We start from the raw sequence: 20300 nt of genomic DNA, 5'->3' as shown, positions 1-20300 counted from the left end.
GGACCGGGCCTTTCTTTTTGGCTCGCCACGGGGCATGTCTCGAAGCCGAGGAGACAGCCCATGAGCCGCGAGGGCGAGATAGCCGTCACCGACGGCGTGACGATCGACGAAAGCGATCTTGAGGAAAACTTCATCCGAGCGTCCGGCCCGGGCGGCCAGAACGTCAACAAGGTAGCGACGGCGGTGCAACTGCGTTTCAACGCCGCCGGTGCCTCGGGACTGCCGCAGCCGGTCCGGGCACGGCTCCTGAAGATCGCCGGGCAGCGCGCCACCAAGGACGGCGTCATCATCATCGAGGCGAACCGCTTCCGCACACAGGAGCGCAACCGCGACGATGCGCGGGACCGCCTGATCGCCCTCGTCGCCAGGGCGGCGGAGCCGCCCCCTCCGCCACGCAAGAAGACACGGCCTTCAAAAGGTGCCGTCGAGCGCCGTCTCAAGGCCAAGGCCGGCCGGTCGGCGATTAAGAAGATGCGTGGCCGCGTCGAGCGAGATTAGGTTGAAGGCCTACTGTTGCACAGCGGACTCACAGAGCCGCTGCCAGTAACCATGATCTCGGGACAGTTCAGGTCGTGAATTGACACGAGCGCCCGATCACACTTAATTTTTTGTTAACAAGAACTGCGAGGCGCAGGGGGCTAGAGCAGATGCAGGGTAGGATTGCGTCGGGATTCCGGGCACTTGCGTGTGTGGCGGCGCTCGCAACGTTGCCGCTGACGCCGGCAATTTCGGGTCAAATCGATTCGATGGTGACCGGCAGCCTGACGTCGCAGCCGATCGGCCACTACGAATTCTGCAAGGCCAACCCGCGCGAATGCTCGATAACCGAAGCCGACCGCGGACCTGTGCGCATGTCCAAAGGCCTTTGGAAAGCGATGGCCAGCGTCAATTCCAGCGTGAACCGCGCGGTCAAGCCGATGAACGATATCGACGTGTTCGGCAAGGACGAGGTCTGGAGCTACCCGAACGGGGTTGGCGACTGCGAGGACTATGTCCTGGAAAAACGTCGCCTGCTGCGCAAGCGCGGCGTCTCGTACTCCAACCTGCTGATCACCGTGGTGCGCAAGGCCGACGGTGAAGGGCATGCGGTCCTGACGGTGCGCACCGACAAGGGCGACTACATCCTCGACAATCTGCGCGACGACATCCGGCCGTGGCGCCAGACCGGCTACCGTTTCCTGAAGCGGCAGGCGAGCAACCATACCGGTCGCTGGGTCAATCTGCGTTCGGAACCCGGCATGCTGGTCGGCTCCGTCAAGCGCTGAAGCGGTCATGAATCCGGAAGAAGCGGGCGCCGGCAGCGGCGCCTCTTTTTGACTGTCACAGAGGCAGAACTTTAGCTCTTGGTGCTGTCGGGACGACTGCAGCCTGGTCGTCGACCCACGCGCAGCCTGTCCACTACCTCAGCGGAGGGCACGCTCAGGCCGCCTGCGCCAGCCGCTCGGCGCCGACACGACAGGAGATCGCCTCGGCGAGATGGATGCGGCCGACATTCTCCTCGCCGTCGAGATCGGCCAGCGTGCGCGCCACCTTGAGGACGCGGTGATAGGCGCGGGCGGAAAAGCCGAGCTTGTCGCTGGCGTCCTGCAACAGGGCCGCGCCGGCGCTATCGGGCCGGGCGATCTCCTCGATCAGCGACGTCGAGCAATGCGCATTGGTCATGACGCCGGCGAGCCCCAACGCCTCGAAGCGTGCGCGCTGGATGGCACGGGCGGCGGCGACGCGAGCGGCGACATCGGCGCTGGGTTCGGCGCGCCCGGGCCGGATCAGGTCGCTCGCCGAGACGGCCGGCACCTCGATCCTGATATCGATGCGGTCGAGCAGCGGGCCGGAAATGCGCCCCTGGTAGTCGGTCTGGCAGCGCAGGCCGCGCGCACAGCGATGTCCGGGCTCGCCGGCGCGGCCGCAACGGCACGGGTTCATGGCAGCGACCAGTTGAACCCGGGCCGGATAGGATACGCGGTGATTGGCGCGCACAATCACCGCCTCGCCCGACTCGATCGGCTGACGCAGGGAATCGAGCACGGCCGGCGTGAATTCGGGCAGTTCGTCGAGGAAAAGGACGCCGTTGTGCGCGAGCGATACCTCGCCCGGCCGCACCCTGAGCCCGCCGCCGACCATCGCGGCCATCGATGCCGAATGGTGCGGGGCACGGAACGGCCGCCGGTCGGACAGGCGGCCGCCCGCCAGTTCACCGGCGATCGACTGAATCATCGAGACCTCGAGCAATTCACGCGGCAAGAGCGGTGGCAGGATCGACGGCAGGCGCTGGGCGAGCATCGACTTGCCCGCGCCGGGCGGTCCGCACATGATCATAATATTTACATTGGGTCTCAATTGCCCTGTTCGGGTTTCTGTGTATTAGTCCCTTGAGGGCTTTCGGGGGGCGGATTTGCTGGCAACTGCGTTATCGTTTGTAGGGCAACAGTATCCTCAAGCAACTGGCGAAGACTTCACCGGGCACCATGTGGCTTCGTACGTACGTGGCGAACTAGCAAATGCCATAAGGGATGCCCTTGGCACGAAAAGCTCAAGCTACATAGTTAAAGGGTCGGCTGGGCAGTCAACGTGGGCGGCAGTACCTTGGGCGTCAATCTTCGATCCTCTTGTCACGAGCGGCGCCCAGACTGGATACTATGTTGTCTACCTTTTCGCTTCCGATGGAAAGCGGGTCTTCCTTTCGTTAAATCAAGGCGCCACCGCAGTCGAACGTGAATTCGGGAGAGGAAGGCGGGATAGTGTGCTCCGTGACAGAGCTGCGCTTATGCGTGCGCGGCTGCCTGAATTCCTCGAAGGTTTTGACCTTCCTGCAATTGACCTGGCTTCGACGGCCAATCTTCCATTGGGCTATATGGCAGGCCATGCCCTTGGGAAGGCCTATGAGATTACGTCTTTGCCGTCGGAAGCAGATTTGCGCTCCGACTTGGAACACATACTACATGCATATTCAGCGCTCACTTTTCGGGGCGGTCTCGAACCGTCTCCTGAGGCCGGAGCGTTAGACGAAGACGTTCCGCCTGGGTCATCTGTGATCGAGACCAGACAGTACAAATTTCATCGCAGGATTGACCGTCATCCTCAAGCTTCCAGAATGGCAAAGCAGCATCATGGAACCAGATGCCAAGGTTGCGGTCTCTCCTTTGGCGAACGTTATGGAACGCTGGGCGAGGGGTTTATTGAGGCACACCACCTAAAGCCACTGAGCTCGCTGAAAGAGGGCGAGACGTTCCAATATGACGTCAAAAAAGACTTTGCGGTGCTGTGTAGCAATTGTCACAGGATGATTCATCGTACGTCCGATTCATCCGATTTGGAAGCGTTCAAGAAGTTGCTCGTAACGGCATGACACCACACTTCAAGAATTGCCACTGATTCCGATCTGTCGCGAGACCCCTGCCTATCTCGTTGCCCGGCGGCCGCCACCCTCATTTTGCGCAGGGGGAGGTAGTCAAGGGAGACAATAGGGAACCCATTTGGGCGGCAAGGGGGGAGCGACACCCTTTGTCACGTAGATAGGGTGTCTCGCGCGATGCACCCATTTTGCCAATCCAGTGCTAGGCACAGGGCAGACTTAGAGACCATGTTGGAAAATGGGGGGAGGATCACCCCACCCCCCGCTCATTGACAAGGAACCGCTCGCAGTGCGCTAGAGGTCAGTCACCTTGGGGCTCTATACCTAGAGGGGCTTCTTTGTCTAGTAACCGCCAATTAGCAACCTGTTGAAATAGCGTTGCTTTCTGCCTCCAACTTTAGGGAATTTTCTCCTAGTCTTGGGGAGGGGAGGATGCTTTTCCCCGCCCCCAGTTAGCACCTTCAACCTGTAGGTATCGCTTGGCGCTCCACTTCCCTTTGTAGTCCACCACGCGCAATCGTCCTGCCTTCTGATGGTGTCTCAACCAAGCCGCCACACGGTCTACGTGCCAGCCGCGATGCTTCCGCGTCATGTTCGCTGGCTTACCTTTGCGGCCCCGCCAGTCGGCATACCAAAGGTCTACCAGATCACGGGCGGTCTTGGCGTATGTCGCCCGCAGCATGTGCTGGCGGCAGCGCTCTAAGAGACCATCGGAACCTTGTACAAGGCGGAACCCTATGGGGGAGGGCTTGCGGTACGCCATGCGCCCCTAGCCCCCTTGCCGATCTTGGTGCCATGCGTCGAGCCACGGCTTGGGGTCCTTGCCTTCGCACCAGTCGGCCAGGAAGTCGGCAACCTCGAAGGCGTCCAGATGGTCGAGCGCAAAGGCGATAGCCTCGGCATCGGTGGTCGGGACGGTCGGTGCGATGGCGGTGATGGTCATTAGCTATTCTCCTCTTCCAGCCGGGTTGCAATCCTATGGGTCTCGTCGGCGGCTTCCCACCTGGCGCGGGCGATGTCTGCCCAGTTTGCGGGAAGGTCGGGGTTCATGTGCTTCGCCAGGGCGGTGCAGGCATGAATGAATGACGTGCGCGTGGCCACTTTTGCAGGCCCGCCCGTCTTGGTGAGGCAGGAGCGGCGATAGTCGGCGGTGCGCTCACCCTTGCGGCGGGTCACTTTCTCGCCCCCCTGTGCATCCATCACAAGTCGGCCAACCTGAAACGGCTTTCCGGTCCAACCTGTCAGGGTGCCTAGGCGCTTGGTATCGCTGGTCAGCTCCAGACGCAGCCAGCCGCGTTCTTGACCGCTTTCAAGCTGCTTCTCGCGGTCGCTGTCAAAGGCCCCCCATAGGGCGGCGGTCGGTGCGATGCAGAAGGCAATTGCCATGGCATCCATCCAGTCGAGCATGAAGGCGGCATCTTCTGTCCTAACCCCACATGTGCCTTCTGGTCCGCCCTCGCCCGGTCCAAGATAGCGGAGCGTAAGCGGTCCTATTCGGTGCTCTCGCCCGTCTCGCAAGCGGAGCAATTCATCATCATTCATCGGCTTCCTCTCGTGTTCGGCCATATGGGTGAGCGCACTAGGAGATACGGCCAAAGCCTCCTATCGACATGTCGGTTTCCCCGCCTTGCAGCCAATGGAAGGTGAGGGATGATGCGCGGCCCGCTTCCTCATCGCGCGGCCACACGGTGACGTATTCGAGGGTTTCCCGGAGGCGAGCGTTCACAACGCCTGGGTCGAGGGGATCGGCTTGCAGGGCCGCTTTCAGGGCCGCTAGACGGCCAGCGAGCATGTTCGGGGTCTCCCGTGCCAGCCGCTCGGACAAGGCCCGCGTGGTCTCCTCCAAGGCCCGCAGATTGGCTTCTTCGCGGCGTAGAGCGTCAGCAATAGCGATAGATGCACCGCCCCGTGCAAGCTCCTGTGCGAGCCTGTAGACGGCTTCCTCTGAGCCCGCCCGCTCGGCTTCAAGGCTGGCCCATTCCTGCCGCGATGCTTCGTTACCGCTAGGGGCTTCATCGACCCACGCCGCATCGTCATCCGTTAGGGCGTCAATCACTTCGGAGAGGGGAATGCTGCGATATTTGCACCCTGCGCTCACCTTCGCCCTAGAGCACACCAGACGGGGTGTTGAACGGCTTCCCTTCTGGACGCGTGTCATCGTCGCGCCGCAGTCCCCGCACCGCGCCAAGCCTGCTAGGGGATTGGTGATCGCATTGCCTTCCCGCCGATAAGTCGCCCGTGTGCCGTCAAGGCGGTTCTGCACGGTGGCGAATACCTGGGGGTCTACGACTGACGGATAATAGCCCTCGACGGGAGCACCATCGGGAATACGCTTCCGCTTGCCGCTTCCGTCATCGGCCACGCGATGCGGCTGGTAGGTCCCCACCGCGGCAGCATTGCGCAGTATCTTGGCGACCGTGCTCTTGTGCCAGCGATCACCACGTCCGAAGGTCGGAACATCATCGGCGTTGAGGCTGCGAGCGATAGCTTCCTGCCCAGCACCATCAAGGAACTGCTGGTAGATGCGCCGCACGATCTCGGCCCGATCTTCAAGGATAGTGAACCCTGCGCGGTCCTCGTTGAGCGATAGCCAGTAGGGGCAGATGGCAGTCAGCTTCTCGTCTGCTGCGCGGCGCCTCTTTGCGGCCCACGCCTCTCCTACGCGCCGCCCCTTTTTGGAGCTCTCTTCGTTGGCACGGATCGCCACTAGGTAGGCGACCATGAAGCACATCGGTTCGCGGTCTAGTCGCGCGGTGTCGTATTGCTGACCATCGTCTAGCGTCACCACAACAACGCCAGCCTCGCAGATTTCCTCTAGGAGGCGCACCGCCTTCCGGGGGATGGAGCGGCTGAGCCTGTCCATGCTCTCAACCAGAAGGACACTGCCGCGAGGAATGTCTCCCGCTTCGACGGCATCAAGGAAGGTTCGCAGCGATCCTTCGCGGGCGTTCTTGCCCCTATAGGCCGAGACGCCAAGGTCCGTATAGGCGCGTTCATCCAGTGCCAGCCCATGCCGCTCCGCATACCGCCGAGCCGCTTCGGATTGACGTCGATAGCTGTCTCCGCGCTGCTGCTCTGGCGTAGAGAAGCGCACGTAGGAGAAGGCGAGGGTTTGATGATCCGTCGTGTTCATGGCCACCACATAAATCGAAAGCGGGGTCCAATGTCAACACATTAATCAGATTGTGGCCGCCGGCAGCGGCGACCTCGAGCGCCCGCTTGGCGCTTTCCTGACCCTTGATCTCGGCAAGGTCCGGCAAGGTGGCCGCGGGTGAGTGGATCTTCGCCTCCGGCCGCGACAGGACTTGCGTGCCGCGGAAATGATTGGCGATGGCAATCAGGCTGCGTGGGGCGAGAATGTCCATCTCGGCGTCCGCCCAGGCGGCCTCGGCGCCGGAGGCCTGCGGACAGATCAGGCCCTTGCCCTGCGCATTGGCGCCGATCGCCGCCGGCAGCGTCCCGTCGACATGGGAAATCGTTCCGTCAAGCGAAAGCTCGCCAAGCACCACGTAACCCTGGAGCGCATCGCCCGGGATGGCGCCGAGAGCCGCCATCAGGCCAAGCGCGATCGGCAGGTCGTAATGACTGCCTTCCTTGGGCAGGTCGGCGGGCGCCAGATTGACGGTGACCTTCTTCGGCGGCATCGACAGGCCGGAGGCATGCAGCGCGGCCTGGACCCGCTCCCGGCTCTCGGCCACAGCCTTGTCCGGCAGGCCGACGATGTGCATGTTGATCTTGCCCGGCGCGATCATCACCTGCACGTCGACCGGAACCGCCTCGACGCCCTGGAAGGCGACCGTGCCCACCCGAGAAACCATGTGCGCTGCTCCCGTCCCGGAGCGCCCCTGCCACAACCCTAGGAGTTGTCAGCAGACCGCGCTCGCGCATGACTTAAGCACAGCTTGGCGCAGAGCGGGGATATTATACTTGACAAACCAAGGGCTGACTCCTAAATAAGAATCAAGGAGTTAGCCATGTCCATTCTTTCCCGCCCCTACTTCCACGATGAAGCCGCCGCTTTCGAGCATGTGGAAAGCATTCTGTGGCCCCAGGGTCCGGTTTGCCCGCACTGTGGAAACATGGACAAGCACTACAAGCTGACCGGCGTCCGCACGAAGCCCTCCAAGAAGAACCCGGAAGGCATTGAGCGCCACGGCCTCTACAAGTGCGCCGAATGCAAGAAGCAGTTCACCGTCCGCATTGGCACGATCTTCGAGGAAAGCCACCTGCCGCTTCACAAGTGGCTACAGGCAATCCATCTGGTCTGCTCGTCCAAGAAGGGCATAAGCGCGAACCAGCTTCACCGCGTCTTGGAAGTCACGCTTAAGACCGCGTGGTTCCTCGGCCATCGCATTCGCGAAGCCATGCGCTCGGATGACTTCACTCCGCTTGGCGGCGCAGGTCAGACGGTCGAAGCGGACGAAACCTACATCGGTCGTCTTGCTGGCGTTCCCGTATCGCCCGGCAGCGCTCACAAGAACATGGTGCTGACCCTTGTCGAGCGCGGCGGTCGCGCCCGTTCGTTCCATATCGACAGCGCAACGGTTGCCCGCGTCATTCCCATCGTTCGCGAGAACATCGCGAAAGAAAGCCAGCTAATGACCGACGAAGCGTTGCACTATCGCCGCGTCGGCAAGGAGTTCACCATGCATGGCCGCGTCGAGCACGGCGCTAAGGAATATGGCCGCAAGGAGTACCGCCTAGAGGGCGACACCGTGACCGACGTGAACATCAACACGAACACGGTCGAGGGCTACTATTCGATCTTCAAGCGCGGCATGAAGGGCGTGTACCAGCATTGTGCGGAACACCACCTTCACCGCTATCTCGCAGAGTTCGATTTCCGGTATTCCAACCGGATCGCATGCGGCGTTGACGACACCGCTCGCGCCTTGCTGGCGCTGACAGGGGTCAAAGGTCGTCGCCTGACCTATCGGAGAGTTGGCTGACACGAAACGAACGCGGCCTAGGAAGGCCGTCCAGTTGCAATTGCCGCTTTGGAAAGGGGTGCCGCGGAAGCGCCAAAAGTGATTCTCGATCAAGCAGTTACGCGATAACTAGTTGATTCACTTTACTTTTCGGCCAAATCACCCCATATTTGTGAGTGGCGGGAAACGCCGGGAAAAACTTCGGGCGGCACCCTAGGTGTCGCAGTCTCTAGGACGGTCCCTCAATTGGATGGGGGCCTACAAAGCCGGGGATGGTAACGAAGCCGGGGCCCGCCGCCTCTACATTTGATATCCGTAGAACCGGAAGATCGACTTCTGTGCGGCTGTTAGCCGGCAGGTCCAGTTTCTCCACGGCAAGAGGGTCACTCCCTCATTTGCGTAGCCCTCGCTGGTCGAGGCCATTCTGGGCTTCAACGATTCCGCGTGAGCCGTATTCCATTTTTTCGTGCCAGCGTTTGCTGCTTGAAAAAACGCGCTGGCGACAACGTCCGCGATTTGACAGCCGGCGCTCTTATTGTGGTCGATCACCTCTATGAGGCGATGGTCAATGACCCGAAAATCGGGAACACGGGCCGTCTGGTAGATGCGGCCGTCCCTCACTTGATTGGCCAAGAGGTGGATGTACGTCTGGATATGGCGGTATGAATGACCGCCCCGGCGAGAGAAGACCAACTTGACGTGTTTAGGCTCGCCGGTCTCATTGATGGAGCGAGCAGCACACCAATCGCTAATGCGCTCCAGGGCAACCCTAATGCAATAGTTGTAGAAGTAGTCATTCGGGTGAACTGACAGCTTCTCGGCGGCTGGGTTCCGATATCGGCGCATATTGGGCTTATGCGAGACCACCACGAAAAAGCGCATCGGTTCGGCTGCGAAAGCCTCGCATACCGCCTTCTTCTTGTGTTCCTTCAGGTTCCGATAATGCAGGTCGGGGCTCTGCGTGGAAAAGATAGACGCTTTGATGTCCCGCACTAGATCCACTAGATTAGGTTCGTTCGCAGCACGCACGACGGCACAACCTAAGGTGAACCACTCACTGGCCCCATTCGGGTCGATAGGTGCTACAGTCTTGATGCCCGGATCGCCCGCTTCATCAAAGTAAGCGACGAAGTAGGGCTCTGGGACGCTCCCCTCAGAGGTCATGTAAAATGAAGACGACCGACACGCCAAAGAGTCAAGTCGACAAGTTCCGTGAAGCCGCCCGCGAGCTCGAAACCGACGATTCCGAAGAGCGCTTTGACCGGCTTGTGAAGGACGTTGCGAAGGCGCCGAAGCCGAAGGACGGCGACGCGGAGAAGAAGTAGTCCTTCAGCTTTGCGATGGCTCTACGTCGGGACGTTGAGTTGGCGTTGGTGCGGAGTCGGGTAGCGAGGGCGAATTTTCATGCTTGGAAAGCTTTTTGGCTTTGGCCTTCTGCCTTCGGTCGCGTCTCTTAGACTTCTTGGGAGCGACATAGACACGATCCGTGCGAGCTTTTTGTTCGCCTTCAACAAGAACCGATTTTACCTTGGCTTTTGCCTTGGCTGGGTTTGCGCTTTCAGCGTCAATACCCTTGCCGTTCTCTACGTTTTCTAGGATCGCAAGGGCTGCCTTGTAGAACTCAGCCGATGCGGCGCTGTCCGCCTTTTGTAGCTCGTAAGATGACCATTGGATATATAGGGTGATTATCGCGGCGAAAACGCCGACTGCTCCACCTATTTTCAACGCCCGTTCAAGAATTCGGGCCCAGCGAGAGTCGATCTTGCCGGCTTCGGCAATGGCCTCCTGAGGTGTTATCTCGCCAGACTGCGCTTTTTGCGCAATGTCCCGAAGATGTTCCAGTATCGCCTTTGTCAGCGGTGGCCCTGATACAAATTCCAGGCCCTTACCTCTCTCATTGAAGGTGCCATTTACCAACCGAGCCTCGCTGCCGCAGCGGGGGCAGCGAGTGATAAAATTTGCTGAGAGTCTGATGTTCAGGGAATGTTTGATGTTGATGACGTTGTTGACGAAAACGGCGCCGCATTTTCGGTTGGTGCAGTATGCGGGTATGCCAGCCATCTAGATCGTCCTCAACACGGGAGATTGGTCATGGACGCGATCAGATTTGCACTGATCCGCCTGCTTGCCGGCAGGCGGATTGTTGTGCTGAATGCGCATATCGCTTCGGTTCAGCCTTGAACCCAAGCGTCTTTCTTGTCCCATGTGTGGGTATTGCCGCACGCAGGGCAAGAAACTGAGTTGCCAGACATGCTCGATGACTGGAACGACCCCTTATCCATTCCGATTCCGGTTGGAATCACTTTGCCGGTTTTCGGGCATTTGATGACTACCATTCCCATTGATGCCGACTCCTATGGTTGCCGCGTCAATGCTTGTTCAACCTATACGATTCGCGTGGGTTTGTCAGGTATAATATCCCCGCGCAGAGCACAAGAACATTAAGGGAACAAACAAACGCATAGGCTGCAGCCGGGTTGCGAGCGGTTGCAGCGGTCGAACGGAACGGAAACGCCAAGGGTGCGGAAGCGGGAGTGGCCTCAGCCACGCCTGGCTTCGACCGCGTCCCAGAACAGGGCGGCAATGTCGGCGCCGCCGAAACGTTTCACCTCGCGCACGCCGGTCGGCGAGGTGACGTTGATTTCGGTCAGCAGTCCGCCGATGACGTCAATGCCGACCAGAAGGAAGCCGCGTTCCTTCAGCGCCGGACCGATGCGGGCACAGATCTCGCGCTCGCGTTCGGTCAGATCGGCATGCTCGGCGCGGCCTCCGACATGCATGTTGGAGCGCGAATCGTGCTCGGCCGGCACGCGGTTTATGGCGCCGACCGGCTCGCCGTCGATCAGGATGATGCGCTTGTCGCCGGCGCGCACCTCCTTCAGGTAACGCTGAACGATGAAGGGCTCGCGGAACATCTGCGCGAACATCTCGAGCAGCGAGGCGAGGTTGCGGTCGGCCTCGTGCAGATGAAAGATGCCGGCGCCGCCATTGCCGTAGAGCGGCTTGACGATGATGTCGCCATGGTCCTTGCGAAAGGCGTCGACCTCGCGCGGATCCTTGGTGATCAAGGTCTCGGGCATCAGGTCGGGGAACTCGGTAACGAAGATCTTCTCCGGACTGTTCCTGACCCAGGCCGGGTCGTTCACCACCAGGGTCTTCGGGTGGATGCGCTCCAGAATGTGGGTGGTGGTGATGTAGTTCATATCGAAGGGCGGATCCTGGCGCAGGAGCACCACGTCGACGCCGGCAAGATCGAGCTTTCGCGGCCCACCCAGAGTGAAGTGCGAACCGGCGACGTCGCGCACCTCAAGCGGCTCGGCCCAGGCATAGACCTCGCTGCCGCGCATCGACAGCCGGTCCGGCGTGTAGTGGAACAATGTGTGTCCGCGTCGCGCGGCTTCAAGGGCGAGCGCGAACGACGTGTCCCCGGCTATCGAGATTGTCGAGACATGGTCCATCTGCAATGCGACAGTCAGCGGCATCGGGTGCTCCGGCAAGGCTGCGAGGAAGGCTCAGGCGATGTAGCCAATTCACCGCCTTTTGCCAATCGGCCAGCCATGCCCATTCTGTGCAACCAACGGTCGTCGGCGCGATGATATGACACCCAAATAATGGGGATCGCCGCGATACGGTTCCTAAACGCTTTTCAGCAAGAATGTACTGAATGAGCCAAACCTAAAACAAGAAAGTTCCATGAACGGGCCGATGCTTGGCGCAGACGCGAGTGGGGACCACGGCGACCTGGCATACACCGACCCTCTGACCGGGCTCGGTAACAACAGGCGCTTCACGACCAAGATCAAGAGGTTGATCGGCGAACGCGCCGACGACCCGGCTCCGTTCGCCATCGGTATCATCGACCTCGACGGCTTCAAGCCGATCAACGACCTGTTCGGGCGCGCCGCCGGCGATGAAATCCTGATGCAGGTAGCCTTGCGCCTGCATGCGGCAATGGACCGGCACTCGACGGTGGCCCGGATCGGCGCCGACGAATTCGCGTTCCTGTTTCCGATGACCTTCAGCGAGGCCGCGGTCGCCGAGCAGGCGCGCATGCTGATCGAGATCCTCTCGGCACCCTATGATCTCGGTGAGCGCAGCGCCAGACTTTCGGCCTCGGTCGGCTGCTCGCTCTACTATATCGGTAACGAGACGGCGGAAGACCTGATCCGCAAGGCCGAAACCGCACTCTATCACGCCAAGCGCAGCGGCCGCGGCCGCGTGGTCGTCTACACCCAGGAGATGGAGGAGGCGGCGAAGCGAATGACGCGCATCGAGCAGGCGTTGCGCCGCGCGGTCTCCGCGGAAGAAGTCGAGCCGCATTTCCAGCCGATCGTCGAGATGACGACGAAGAAGGTGATCGGTTTCGAGGCGCTGGCGCGCTGGACCGACAAGGATCTCGGTTTCGTTTCGCCCGGCCTCTTCATCCCGATCGCCGAGGAGCGCGGGATCATCAGCGCACTGTCGCAACTGCTGCTGCGCAAGGCCACGCGGGCGGCACAGGACTGGCCGGACGAACTCTTCCTGGCGTTCAACCTGTCGCCGTCGCAGCTCGTCGACCAGAACACCGCCGAGCAGATCCTATCGATCCTGCGGCGCGCCGAGTTCGAGCCCAGGCGGCTCGAGGTGGAGATCACCGAAACCGGTATGATGAGCGACCCGGCCTCGGCGGAAAAGATCGTCCAGGACCTGCGCGCCGAGGGCGTCCGCATCGCGCTCGACGATTTCGGCACCGGCCAGTCGAGCCTGGGCCGACTGCGCGAGTTCCACTTCGACAAGCTGAAGATCGACCAGGCCTTCGTCGCCTCCATGTTCGAGGACCGGTCGTCCGAGCACATCATCCGGGCCATCCTGGCGATGTGCGAGGGCCTCAACATGGAAGTCGTCGCCGAGGGCATCGAAACCCAGGAACAGGCGGCCCGCCTCAGCGAAATCGGCTGCCGCGGCGGCCAGGGCTATTTCTTCGGCCGACCGGTCGACGCCGCGGCCACGCTGCGCTACCTCGGGACCAGCGCGAGCACGCCGCCAATCGCACGCTTCGGCTGACCAGCCACCGTTTCATCACTGGCGGAACGCTCCCCTTTTGCAGGCTTGCAACGCCGGCCGCGATGGCGAATGGTGTCGCCCGCCTGAAAGAGCGAGGGGGAAGCCGGCGCCATGATGACAGATGCGAACTATCCGGACCTGAACGGAGCGTCCGTGCTGATCACGGGCGGCGGGACCGGCATCGGCGCCAGCCTGACCGAAGGCTTTGCCCGCCAGGGCGCCAAGGTTGCGTTCATCGACATCGCCGAAGACGAGAGCCACGCGCTTTGCGACCGCGTGGAGGCCGGCACCGGAAGACGGCCGCTGTTCCTTGCCACCGACCTGCGCGACATAGCGGCCTTGCGCGCGGCGGCGGAAAAGGCGGCCGAAAAGCACGGGCCGGTGAATGTCCTGGTCAACAACGCGGCGCGCGACGATCGCCACAGGGTCGAGGAGGTGACGCAAGAATTCTGGGACAACAATCAGGCGATCAATCTGAGGCCGCAATTCTTCGCGATCCAGGCCGTCGTGCCGGCGATGAAGCAGGCGGGCCAGGGTTCGATCGTCAACTTCACCTCCACCTCCTATATGATCAACGGTGGCGGCTTTGCTTCCTATACCGCCGCCAAGGCGGGCGTGGTCGGCCTGACCAAGGGGCTGGCCGGCGAACTCGGCCCCTTCGGCATCCGGGTCAACGCGATCGCGCCCGGCTGGGTTTTGACCGAGCGCCAGCGCCGGCTCTGGGTCACCGAAAAGGGACTGAACGCGCATCTCGACCGGCAATGCCTGAAGGAAGAAATGCACCCCGATGATATGGTCGGCCCATGCCTGTTCCTGGCCTCGTCGGCCTCGCGCATGGTCACGGCCCAGACGCTGGTCGTCGACGCCGGCTCGGTTTGAGGGGGAACAGAATGACCGACGACGTCAGCATCTTCTGCGACATCGCCTGCGAACTCGGCGAGGGACCCGCCTACGATCCCGACCGCAACCGGCTCTACTGGTTCGACATCAGCGGCAAGAAACTGCTGGAAAAGGCGTGGCCCGACGGCACGACGGTCGTTCACGACCTGCCCTTCATGGCGAGCGCGATTGCCGTCATCGACGACGAACGCCAGTTGATTGCCGCCGAGGACGGCCTGCATGTGCGGGACGCCGCATCCGGACGGCTCGAGCGGCTGGTCGCGATCGAGGCCGACAACCCGCTGACGCGGGCCAACGATTCCCGGGTCCATCCGTGCGGTGCATTCTGGATCGGCACCATGGCCAAGGACGAAGGCGGCAGCGCCGGCTCCATCTACTGGTTCTTCAAAGGTGAGTTGCGCCGCCTTTATCCTGATATCGGCATCCCCAACTCGATCTGCTTCTCCCCCGACGGGCACATCGCCTACTTCACCGACACGCCGAAGGGACTGCTCCACAGGGTCGCTTGCGACCCATCGACAGGCTTGCCGACCGGGGAGCCGGCGGTTTTCCTCGACTGGCGCGGCAAGAAGGGCTTCATTGACGGTTCAGTCGTCGATGCCGACGGAGTGCTATGGAATGCTCGCTGGGCCGGTGGCGCCGTCGACGCATGGTCGCCCGACGCCGAGTTGATCAGGACGCTGAGCGTACCGGCTTCGCAGTCGACCTGTCCGGCCTTCGTCGGTCCCGATGCCTCGCGGATGATCGTGACGTCGGCATGGAAGGGGCTGAGCGAGGAAAAACGTCGGTCGCAACCGCATGCCGGCAAGACCTTCCTGCTCGATGTCACCGTGCGCGGGCGCTTCGAGCCACGGGTGAAGATCGCCTGACGGGAGATGTACGCCGGGCGGCTGGCGTCAGCCAACCGTCGTCATGCAGACCTTGGCGTGGCCGGCGCGAATGAAGCCGAGCTTCTGTGCCGCCGCCTTCGACAGGTCGAGCACGCGGCCGCGGATGAAGGGGCCGCGGTCGTTGATGCGTACCACCACCGAGCGGCCATTGCGCTGGTTGATCACCTTGAGCCGTGTACCGAAGGGCAACGTGCGGTGGGCAGCTGTCATCGCCGCCGGATTCATTCGCTCGCCTGACGCGGTCCTGGAGGTGAGCGCATACCAGGAAGCGCGACCGCATTGTGCCGAGGCGGCGCCGGTGGTCGCGGCGAGAACAAGGCCGACGGCCACGAGACGCGCGGCGGGCGCGTGGAATGCTGATTTCATGTGGTGGCCCGTCCCAGGCAGTTTTCGATCGGTGGTGGGCTATGGCCGGAATGTGGCACGGAATGGGCCGGCGCGGCCGGGTTCCATCACGTTGGGAGTCGCCGGGTCACACGGGTTGAGGCGTCGGGTGGCGCTCAACCGTCCCTGCCCTCATAGGTAAAATGGGCGAAGTCGGCCGGCAGCGCCGCGCCACTTGTATCGAAGGCCGCCATACCGATGAAGGCGCCGGTGAAGGAGCCATGCTCGCCGCGACCGCCTTCGTCGGAGATGACACTGGCGTCCAGCACCCGGCCGATCGCCTGCCAGTCGGTGCCTTCCTGCTTCCAGAGGAACTTGAGGCTCGCGCCGTCCACGTCGGCAGCCAGCGACACCGGGCCCTCCGCAGGCAAGGGAACGGGTTCGGCGAGCGGAAACTCCAGCTTGCCGTCGGGCCATTGACCGGGACAGGACATGATCGTCAGTACACGTCCGTGACGCACGTCGTGGGTAATGGCGAGAAAATGCAGCTTGTGGCGGTTGTAATAATGCACGAGGCCCGCCGCCTGCTGGAAATGCGCCGGCGCTGCATCGACAAGCGTTTCGGCACGGAAGGAAAAATGCTCCTGGCGGCGCGCAACCAGCGCCTGCTCGAACCAACTGCCGAGCGATTCACGGCCGATCAAGCGCAGGAAGCCGGGTCTGGCGGTGAGCGAGAAGATGCGCTCGGCATAAGGCGTGCGCAGCCACTGGAATTCGGGCGGCAGGTCGGGCGTGTCGAAATCGCGCCGCAGTCGGTTTTGTCCGGGGGGCGGAGGAGAAGCCCCATTTCCGCCCGGCGCAGGCACATCCAGATCAGGCACGAAGCCGCCCTGGGCAAGGCGCAACCAGCCGTCCTCGCCCCAGACGCATTTCTGGATCGCGGTTTCGCGCCCCAGCGGCGATCGGCGCAAGCCCGGTAACGGTCGCGAGCAGAGATGGGTGTGATAGGCCTCGCCTTTCGGCGTCTCCACCAACTGTCCGTGTCCGGCGCGCTGCAACGGAGCGTCAGGCGCATCCTTCGACGTAATCAGATGCGTGTCGGGATGGAGTTCGTACGGCCCATCGATCGAGCGCGACCGCGCCATGGTGACCGCATGGTCGTAGCCGGTACCGCCTTCCGCAGTAGTCAGGTAGTACCAGCCATCACGCTTGAAGAGATGCGGACCCTCGACGAGCCCGTGCGAGCTGCCGGCAAAGATATTCCTCGCCTCGCCAACCAGCTGACCTGCGACCGGATCCCATTCCTGCAACAGGATGCCGGCAAAGGAAGGGTGCTTCGGCTGGCCGCCGACACCTTGCGAGACATGGTTCCAGACCATGTTCAGGAACCATTTGCGCCCGTCATCGTCGTGGAACAACGAAGGGTCGAAACCGGACGAGTTCACGTAGACGGGGTCTGACCAGGGACCTTCGATCGCTGGAGCGGTGACGATGTAGTTGTGCGCGTCCTTGAAATTGCCGTCGAGACGCTTGACGTCGGTATAGACCAGCCAGAACAGCCCGTCGGAATGGCTGAGGCATGGTGCCCAGATGCCGCCGGAATCGGGATTGCCGCGCATGTCGAGCTGGCTGGCGCGCTCCAGCGGCCGCTTGGCCAGCCGCCAGCTCGCCAGGTCCGTCGAATGGTGGATCTGGACGCCAGGATACCATTCGAAGGTCGACGTCGCGATGTAATAGTCCCCGCCGACCCGGCAGATGGACGGGTCGGGATTGAAACCGGGAAGGATGGGGTTGCGGATCATGCGCCGGCTACCGACCCGTTCCGCTCACGCAGCCTTCGCCTGCCGCCTGCGGGCCAGCAGAGCGCGCGCGTCCTTGACGCCGAGCGCGGCGGGCCGCTCGCAGCTCGTCTTCATCTCGACGAACCGGCCATTGTCGCCCGACTTCAGGATCGCCGTCATGACCTCGATCGTGTGCAGGGCCAGATCAAGACCGCAGCGATGCGGCCGATCCTCCAGGATGGCGATCGCCATGTCCGCGAGGCCGGCAGTGCGGTAGTTGGCCATCATGCCTTCGGAATGCTTGCGGTTGGGAATGCCGAGCACATGGTCCCAGCGCGGCGCCTTGCGGACGAACTTCGTTCCTTCCGTGAACCGAACCTCGCCGCCGAAGAAATTCGGATCGGGCACGTGGAGAGTGCCATTCTCACCGTAGAGCTCCATCGGCGCATGGCCATGGTCCCAGACATCCCAGCTGGCGTTAAAGGTGACGACGGCACCGCTCGCGAATTCGAGCAGCGCGTGGATCGTCGTCGGGGTCGTCACAGGTATCTTTTCGCCGTGGCGAGGCTGAGAGGTGATCGTGCGTTCGCTCGCCGGGATCGACGTCAGCGCGCCGACGCGCCTGACCGGTCCGATCAGATGGATCAGATTGGCGATGTAGTAGGGGCCGAGGTCGAGGATCGGCCCGCCGCCGGGCTGGAAGAAGAAGTCGGGATTGGGGTGCCAGTGCTCCATCCCGTGGCTCATGACATGCGCCGTGCCACTGGTGATGCGCCCGACCCTGCCGGCATCGATCAGATGGCGGGCAAGCTGATGGCTGCCGCCGAGGAAGGTGTCCGGCGCAGAACCGATACGCAGTCCCTTCTTCCTGGCCCGCTTCGCAAGGTCCAAGCCCTTCTTGACCGACAGAACGAAAGGCTTCTCGGAATAGACGTGCTTGCCGGCCTTGAGGATCGCCCTCGATACGTCATAGTGCGCCGACGGCACCGTGAGGTTGACGACGATGTCGATATCCCTCGCCGCGAGCAGCTTCTCGACGGATTCGGCGCGGACGCCGAATTCACGGGCACGCGCTTCGGCGGCTGCCATGTCGATATCGGCGCAAGCGCGCATCTCGATGCCACGAAAAAGCGGTGCGAGGCCGAAATAGGCGGCCGAGATGTTGCCGCAGCCAATCACCCCAACGCCAAGTGTCCGGGCCATGTTCGTCGTTCCTACCAGCTCTGGACCGCCTCGAGGGACCGGCGCGCGAAACGCGCATAGTCGCTGGGACGGTCATGTTCCATGATGAAGTGGCGCGCCGGCGTCCGGGCACGAAGCGTTTCCAGCAGCCCGCGCCAGTCGATGATGCCGTGGCCGACATCGGCCCAGCCATCCTCGTCGGCGGCCTCGCCGTCCGGTGCGATGTCCTTGACGTGCACGGCAACGATGCGGTCGGCGTAGTCCTTGACCCATTGATCGACATCAGCGCCGCCGCGCACCACCCAGGCGACATCGATCTCCCAGCCTACCTCGGGTGCGGCGTCGAAGATCAACGCCTGCGGGATCGAACCGTCGGGAAGCCGCTGAAACTCGAAGTCATGGTTGTGCCAGGCGAAATCGAAGCCGGCCCAGCGCGCCGCCTCGCCAACCTTGGCCAGGCGCTTGCCGAATGCCGTCCAGCCCGCGGCATCGCCTGGCCGCTGCTCGGGCGGCAGGAACGGACAGGCGATCAGCGTGACCCCGAGCGCCCTGGCGATCTCGCGCGCCGCGGAAAAGTCATTCTCGAGCATTTCCAGCGAGAAATGCGCGGTGGGCATTGCGAGGCCGTGGCGGTCGAGTTCGGCGCGGAACCCTTTCGGGTCGGCGAAGACGGCGCCGAAGCCTTCGACGTTGCGGTAGCCGACGTCCGCAAGCGTCGCCAGAACGTCTTCCCAGGGTTGGAAATTGCGGGCGCTGTAGAGCTGAAACGACCAGGTCATATCTGTCCTCGTGAAACGGGCATTCGGAAATCTGTCAGAGACGGTCGCCGCTCGATGAATCGAACAGGGACGCACGCCCGGGGTCGAAACCGATGGTCACCTTCTCGCCAACGCGCACCGGCTTTTCTGCCTCGACCCTGAAGGAGAAGTCGGCACCGCCAAAGCGGGTCCAGACCAGCGTGTCGGAACCCATCGGCTCGACGATCTCGATCCCGACCTCGCGCTTGAAAGGCATTGCGGCGGCGGCATCGCCGAGTGCGACGTGCTCGGGGCGTATGCCAAGCGAGCAGGCAGTGCCGTCGGAGCCGCCGCGATCAAATTCATAGCGCTCGAGCGGCACGTCGACGTCACCTGCGGCGAAGGCAGGCGCGGCGCCGCCATCGATGCGGCCCTCGACGAAGTTCATGCCCGGAGAGCCGATGAAGCCGGCTACAAAGCGGTTGACCGGCCGGTTGTAGATCGCCTGCGGCGCGTCGAGCTGCTGGATCACGCCACCCTTCATGACGGCGATGCGGTCGGCGAGCGTCAACGCCTCGATCTGGTCATGGGTGACGTAGATCATGGTGTTTTCGAGCCGCTGGTGCAGGCGCTTGATCTCGACACGCAGTTCGCCCCGCAGCTTGGCGTCGAGGTTGGAAAGCGGCTCGTCGAACAGGAACACGTCGACGTCGCGCACCAGCGCACGCCCGATGGCGACACGCTGGCGCTGGCCGCCGGACAGCTCCGCCGGCTTGCGGCCCAGAAGCGGCTCGATCTGCAGGATTTCAGCGGCGCGCGCCACCCGCCGCTCGATCTCGTCCCTGGGCATGCGGGCAACACGCAGGCCGAAGGAGAGGTTTTTCTCCACCGTCATCTGCGGGTAGAGCGCATAGGACTGGAACACCATGCCGATGCCACGGTCCTTGGGCTCCTCCCAGGTGACGTTGCGGTCCTTGATGAATATCTGCCCGTCGGAGACGTCGAGCAGCCCGGCGATGCAGTTCAACAGGGTGGACTTGCCGCAGCCGGACGGTCCGAGCAGGACGAGAAACTCGCCTTCCTGGACATCGAGATCGAGCGACTTCAGCACCGACACGGCGCCGAAATCCAGGGAGAGGTTCTTGATCGATACGCTGGTCATT

The 20300-nt window shown here is 62.4% G+C and carries 19 protein-coding genes and 2 pseudogenes; 8 read left to right on the top strand and 13 right to left on the bottom strand.

The features are described from left to right. Positions 1-60 precede the first annotated feature (60 nt). Positions 61-498 (top strand): alternative ribosome rescue aminoacyl-tRNA hydrolase ArfB, encoded by a 438-nt coding sequence (arfB, locus tag FQ775_RS20085; protein WP_146298154.1) that lies wholly within the window; start codon positions 61-63, stop codon positions 496-498. Positions 499-746: 248 nt separating this feature from the next. Continuing rightward, positions 747-1265, top strand: coding sequence for a transglutaminase-like cysteine peptidase (locus FQ775_RS20080; RefSeq protein WP_146298153.1), 519 nt, complete (start codon positions 747-749; stop codon positions 1263-1265). A gap of 154 nt (positions 1266-1419) precedes the next feature. Here the strand turns inward: FQ775_RS20080 and FQ775_RS20075 are convergent. Further along, a pseudogene (locus FQ775_RS20075) lies at positions 1420-2316 on the bottom strand (ATP-binding protein); the annotation flags it as partial. 76 nt (positions 2317-2392) lie between these two features. Between FQ775_RS20075 and FQ775_RS20070 the strand changes: the two are divergent. Further along, positions 2393-3346: an MrcB family domain-containing protein gene (locus FQ775_RS20070; protein ID WP_146298151.1), complete on the top strand. Its 954-nt coding sequence runs from the start codon at positions 2393-2395 to the stop codon at positions 3344-3346. A 775-nt stretch (positions 3347-4121) separates the two neighbouring features. On the opposite strand, the gene FQ775_RS20065 is transcribed toward FQ775_RS20070, so the two are convergent. The 4 genes and pseudogenes from FQ775_RS20065 to FQ775_RS24045 form a co-directional block, all read right to left on the bottom strand. Continuing rightward, positions 4122-4295 carry a hypothetical protein gene (locus tag FQ775_RS20065; RefSeq protein WP_167813064.1) on the bottom strand — a complete coding sequence of 58 codons (174 nt, stop codon included), beginning with the start codon at positions 4293-4295 and terminating at the stop codon, positions 4122-4124. Beyond that, a complete protein-coding gene (locus tag FQ775_RS20060; protein WP_146298150.1) occupies positions 4295-4759 on the bottom strand; it encodes a hypothetical protein in 465 nt (154 codons plus the stop codon). The genes FQ775_RS20065 and FQ775_RS20060 overlap by 1 nt, the downstream gene beginning before the upstream one ends. 172 nt (positions 4760-4931) lie before the next feature. After that, the gene (locus FQ775_RS20055; protein ID WP_146298149.1) at positions 4932-6485 is read right to left on the bottom strand and encodes a recombinase family protein; all 1554 of its coding nucleotides are present in this window, start codon (positions 6483-6485) and stop codon (positions 4932-4934) included. 37 nt (positions 6486-6522) lie between these two features. Beyond that, positions 6523-7170 (bottom strand): annotated as a pseudogene (locus FQ775_RS24045) (magnesium chelatase domain-containing protein); the annotation flags it as partial. A 156-nt stretch (positions 7171-7326) separates the two neighbouring features. Here FQ775_RS24045 and FQ775_RS20050 point away from each other — a divergent pair. Next, a complete protein-coding gene (locus FQ775_RS20050; RefSeq protein WP_146298147.1) occupies positions 7327-8301 on the top strand; it encodes an IS1595 family transposase in 975 nt (324 codons plus the stop codon). 279 nt (positions 8302-8580) lie between these two features. Here FQ775_RS20050 and FQ775_RS20045 read toward each other — a convergent pair whose 3' ends face one another. After that, positions 8581-9444, bottom strand: coding sequence for a DUF3800 domain-containing protein (locus tag FQ775_RS20045; RefSeq protein WP_146298146.1), 864 nt, complete (start codon positions 9442-9444; stop codon positions 8581-8583). Positions 9445-9449: 5 nt separating this feature from the next. Here FQ775_RS20045 and FQ775_RS20040 point away from each other — a divergent pair, with 5 nt between their 5' ends. Next, entirely contained in the window at positions 9450-9605 is a 156-nt protein-coding gene (locus FQ775_RS20040) for a hypothetical protein (RefSeq protein ID WP_167813062.1), read from the top strand. A gap of 4 nt (positions 9606-9609) precedes the next feature. Here FQ775_RS20040 and FQ775_RS20035 read toward each other — a convergent pair whose 3' ends face one another. After that, entirely contained in the window at positions 9610-10341 is a 732-nt protein-coding gene (locus FQ775_RS20035) for a protein kinase family protein (protein ID WP_146298145.1), read from the bottom strand. Between the two features lie 479 nt (positions 10342-10820). Beyond that, complete coding sequence (gene gshB, locus FQ775_RS20030; protein ID WP_146298144.1) at positions 10821-11762, bottom strand: glutathione synthase; 942 nt, start codon at positions 11760-11762, stop codon at positions 10821-10823. A gap of 211 nt (positions 11763-11973) precedes the next feature. On the opposite strand from gshB, the gene FQ775_RS20025 reads away from it, so the two are divergent. The 3 genes from FQ775_RS20025 (at position 11974) to FQ775_RS20015 (ending at position 15092) form a co-directional block, all read left to right on the top strand. Then, positions 11974-13323, top strand: coding sequence for a putative bifunctional diguanylate cyclase/phosphodiesterase (locus FQ775_RS20025; RefSeq protein ID WP_146298143.1), 1350 nt, complete (start codon positions 11974-11976; stop codon positions 13321-13323). Positions 13324-13434: 111 nt separating this feature from the next. Next, positions 13435-14202 (top strand): SDR family NAD(P)-dependent oxidoreductase, encoded by a 768-nt coding sequence (locus FQ775_RS20020; protein WP_146298142.1) that lies wholly within the window; start codon positions 13435-13437, stop codon positions 14200-14202. Between the two features lie 11 nt (positions 14203-14213). After that, the gene (locus FQ775_RS20015; RefSeq protein WP_146298141.1) at positions 14214-15092 is read left to right on the top strand and encodes an SMP-30/gluconolactonase/LRE family protein; all 879 of its coding nucleotides are present in this window, start codon (positions 14214-14216) and stop codon (positions 15090-15092) included. Positions 15093-15119: 27 nt separating this feature from the next. Here FQ775_RS20015 and FQ775_RS20010 read toward each other — a convergent pair whose 3' ends face one another. The 5 genes from FQ775_RS20010 to FQ775_RS19990 all read right to left on the bottom strand — a co-directional run bounded on the left by FQ775_RS20010 (position 15120) and on the right by FQ775_RS19990 (position 20299). Further along, positions 15120-15479 carry a septal ring lytic transglycosylase RlpA family protein gene (locus FQ775_RS20010; RefSeq protein ID WP_146298140.1) on the bottom strand — a complete coding sequence of 120 codons (360 nt, stop codon included), beginning with the start codon at positions 15477-15479 and terminating at the stop codon, positions 15120-15122. Positions 15480-15613: 134 nt separating this feature from the next. Beyond that, on the bottom strand, positions 15614-17239 hold the full coding sequence (locus tag FQ775_RS20005; RefSeq protein ID WP_146298139.1) for a glycoside hydrolase family 43 protein: 1626 nt from the start codon (positions 17237-17239) through the stop codon (positions 15614-15616). A gap of 24 nt (positions 17240-17263) precedes the next feature. Then, positions 17264-18421, bottom strand: a complete 1158-nt coding sequence (locus FQ775_RS20000) for a Gfo/Idh/MocA family protein (RefSeq protein WP_146298138.1) — start codon at positions 18419-18421, stop codon at positions 17264-17266. A gap of 11 nt (positions 18422-18432) precedes the next feature. Continuing rightward, a complete protein-coding gene (locus FQ775_RS19995; RefSeq protein WP_146298137.1) occupies positions 18433-19179 on the bottom strand; it encodes a sugar phosphate isomerase/epimerase family protein in 747 nt (248 codons plus the stop codon). A gap of 34 nt (positions 19180-19213) precedes the next feature. Beyond that, a complete protein-coding gene (locus tag FQ775_RS19990; RefSeq protein WP_146298136.1) occupies positions 19214-20299 on the bottom strand; it encodes an ABC transporter ATP-binding protein in 1086 nt (361 codons plus the stop codon). Between the last annotated feature and the right edge of the window lies 1 nt (position 20300).

The organism is Nitratireductor mangrovi, assembly GCF_007922615.2.
GTDB classification, from domain to species: domain Bacteria; phylum Pseudomonadota; class Alphaproteobacteria; order Rhizobiales; family Rhizobiaceae; genus Mangrovimarina; species Mangrovimarina mangrovi.
This window is presented reverse-complemented; position numbering and strand designations above follow the sequence as displayed.

Bases quoted from the DNA above. Each gene is read 5' to 3' on its own strand.
- FQ775_RS20005 (WP_146298139.1), bottom strand. From the start codon at position 17,239: ATGATCCGCAACCCCATCCTTCCCGGTTTCAATCCCGACCCGTCCATC.
- arfB (WP_146298154.1), top strand. From the start codon at position 61: ATGAGCCGCGAGGGCGAGATAGCCGTCACCGACGGCGTGACGATCGAC.
- gshB (WP_146298144.1), bottom strand. From the start codon at position 11,762: ATGCCGCTGACTGTCGCATTGCAGATGGACCATGTCTCGACAATCTCG.
- FQ775_RS19995 (WP_146298137.1), bottom strand. From the start codon at position 19,179: ATGACCTGGTCGTTTCAGCTCTACAGCGCCCGCAATTTCCAACCCTGG.
- FQ775_RS20035 (WP_146298145.1), bottom strand. From the start codon at position 10,341: ATGGCTGGCATACCCGCATACTGCACCAACCGAAAATGCGGCGCCGTT.
- FQ775_RS20010 (WP_146298140.1), bottom strand. From the start codon at position 15,479: ATGAAATCAGCATTCCACGCGCCCGCCGCGCGTCTCGTGGCCGTCGGC.
- FQ775_RS19990 (WP_146298136.1), bottom strand. From the start codon at position 20,299: ATGACCAGCGTATCGATCAAGAACCTCTCCCTGGATTTCGGCGCCGTG.
- FQ775_RS20015 (WP_146298141.1), top strand. From the start codon at position 14,214: ATGACCGACGACGTCAGCATCTTCTGCGACATCGCCTGCGAACTCGGC.
- FQ775_RS20080 (WP_146298153.1), top strand. From the start codon at position 747: ATGGTGACCGGCAGCCTGACGTCGCAGCCGATCGGCCACTACGAATTC.
- FQ775_RS20040 (WP_167813062.1), top strand. From the start codon at position 9,450: ATGAAGACGACCGACACGCCAAAGAGTCAAGTCGACAAGTTCCGTGAA.
- FQ775_RS20045 (WP_146298146.1), bottom strand. From the start codon at position 9,444: ATGACCTCTGAGGGGAGCGTCCCAGAGCCCTACTTCGTCGCTTACTTT.
- FQ775_RS20050 (WP_146298147.1), top strand. From the start codon at position 7,327: ATGTCCATTCTTTCCCGCCCCTACTTCCACGATGAAGCCGCCGCTTTC.
- FQ775_RS20000 (WP_146298138.1), bottom strand. From the start codon at position 18,421: ATGGCCCGGACACTTGGCGTTGGGGTGATTGGCTGCGGCAACATCTCG.
- FQ775_RS20065 (WP_167813064.1), bottom strand. From the start codon at position 4,295: ATGACCATCACCGCCATCGCACCGACCGTCCCGACCACCGATGCCGAG.
- FQ775_RS20055 (WP_146298149.1), bottom strand. From the start codon at position 6,485: ATGAACACGACGGATCATCAAACCCTCGCCTTCTCCTACGTGCGCTTC.
- FQ775_RS20060 (WP_146298150.1), bottom strand. From the start codon at position 4,759: ATGCTCGACTGGATGGATGCCATGGCAATTGCCTTCTGCATCGCACCG.
- FQ775_RS20020 (WP_146298142.1), top strand. From the start codon at position 13,435: ATGATGACAGATGCGAACTATCCGGACCTGAACGGAGCGTCCGTGCTG.
- FQ775_RS20025 (WP_146298143.1), top strand. From the start codon at position 11,974: ATGAACGGGCCGATGCTTGGCGCAGACGCGAGTGGGGACCACGGCGAC.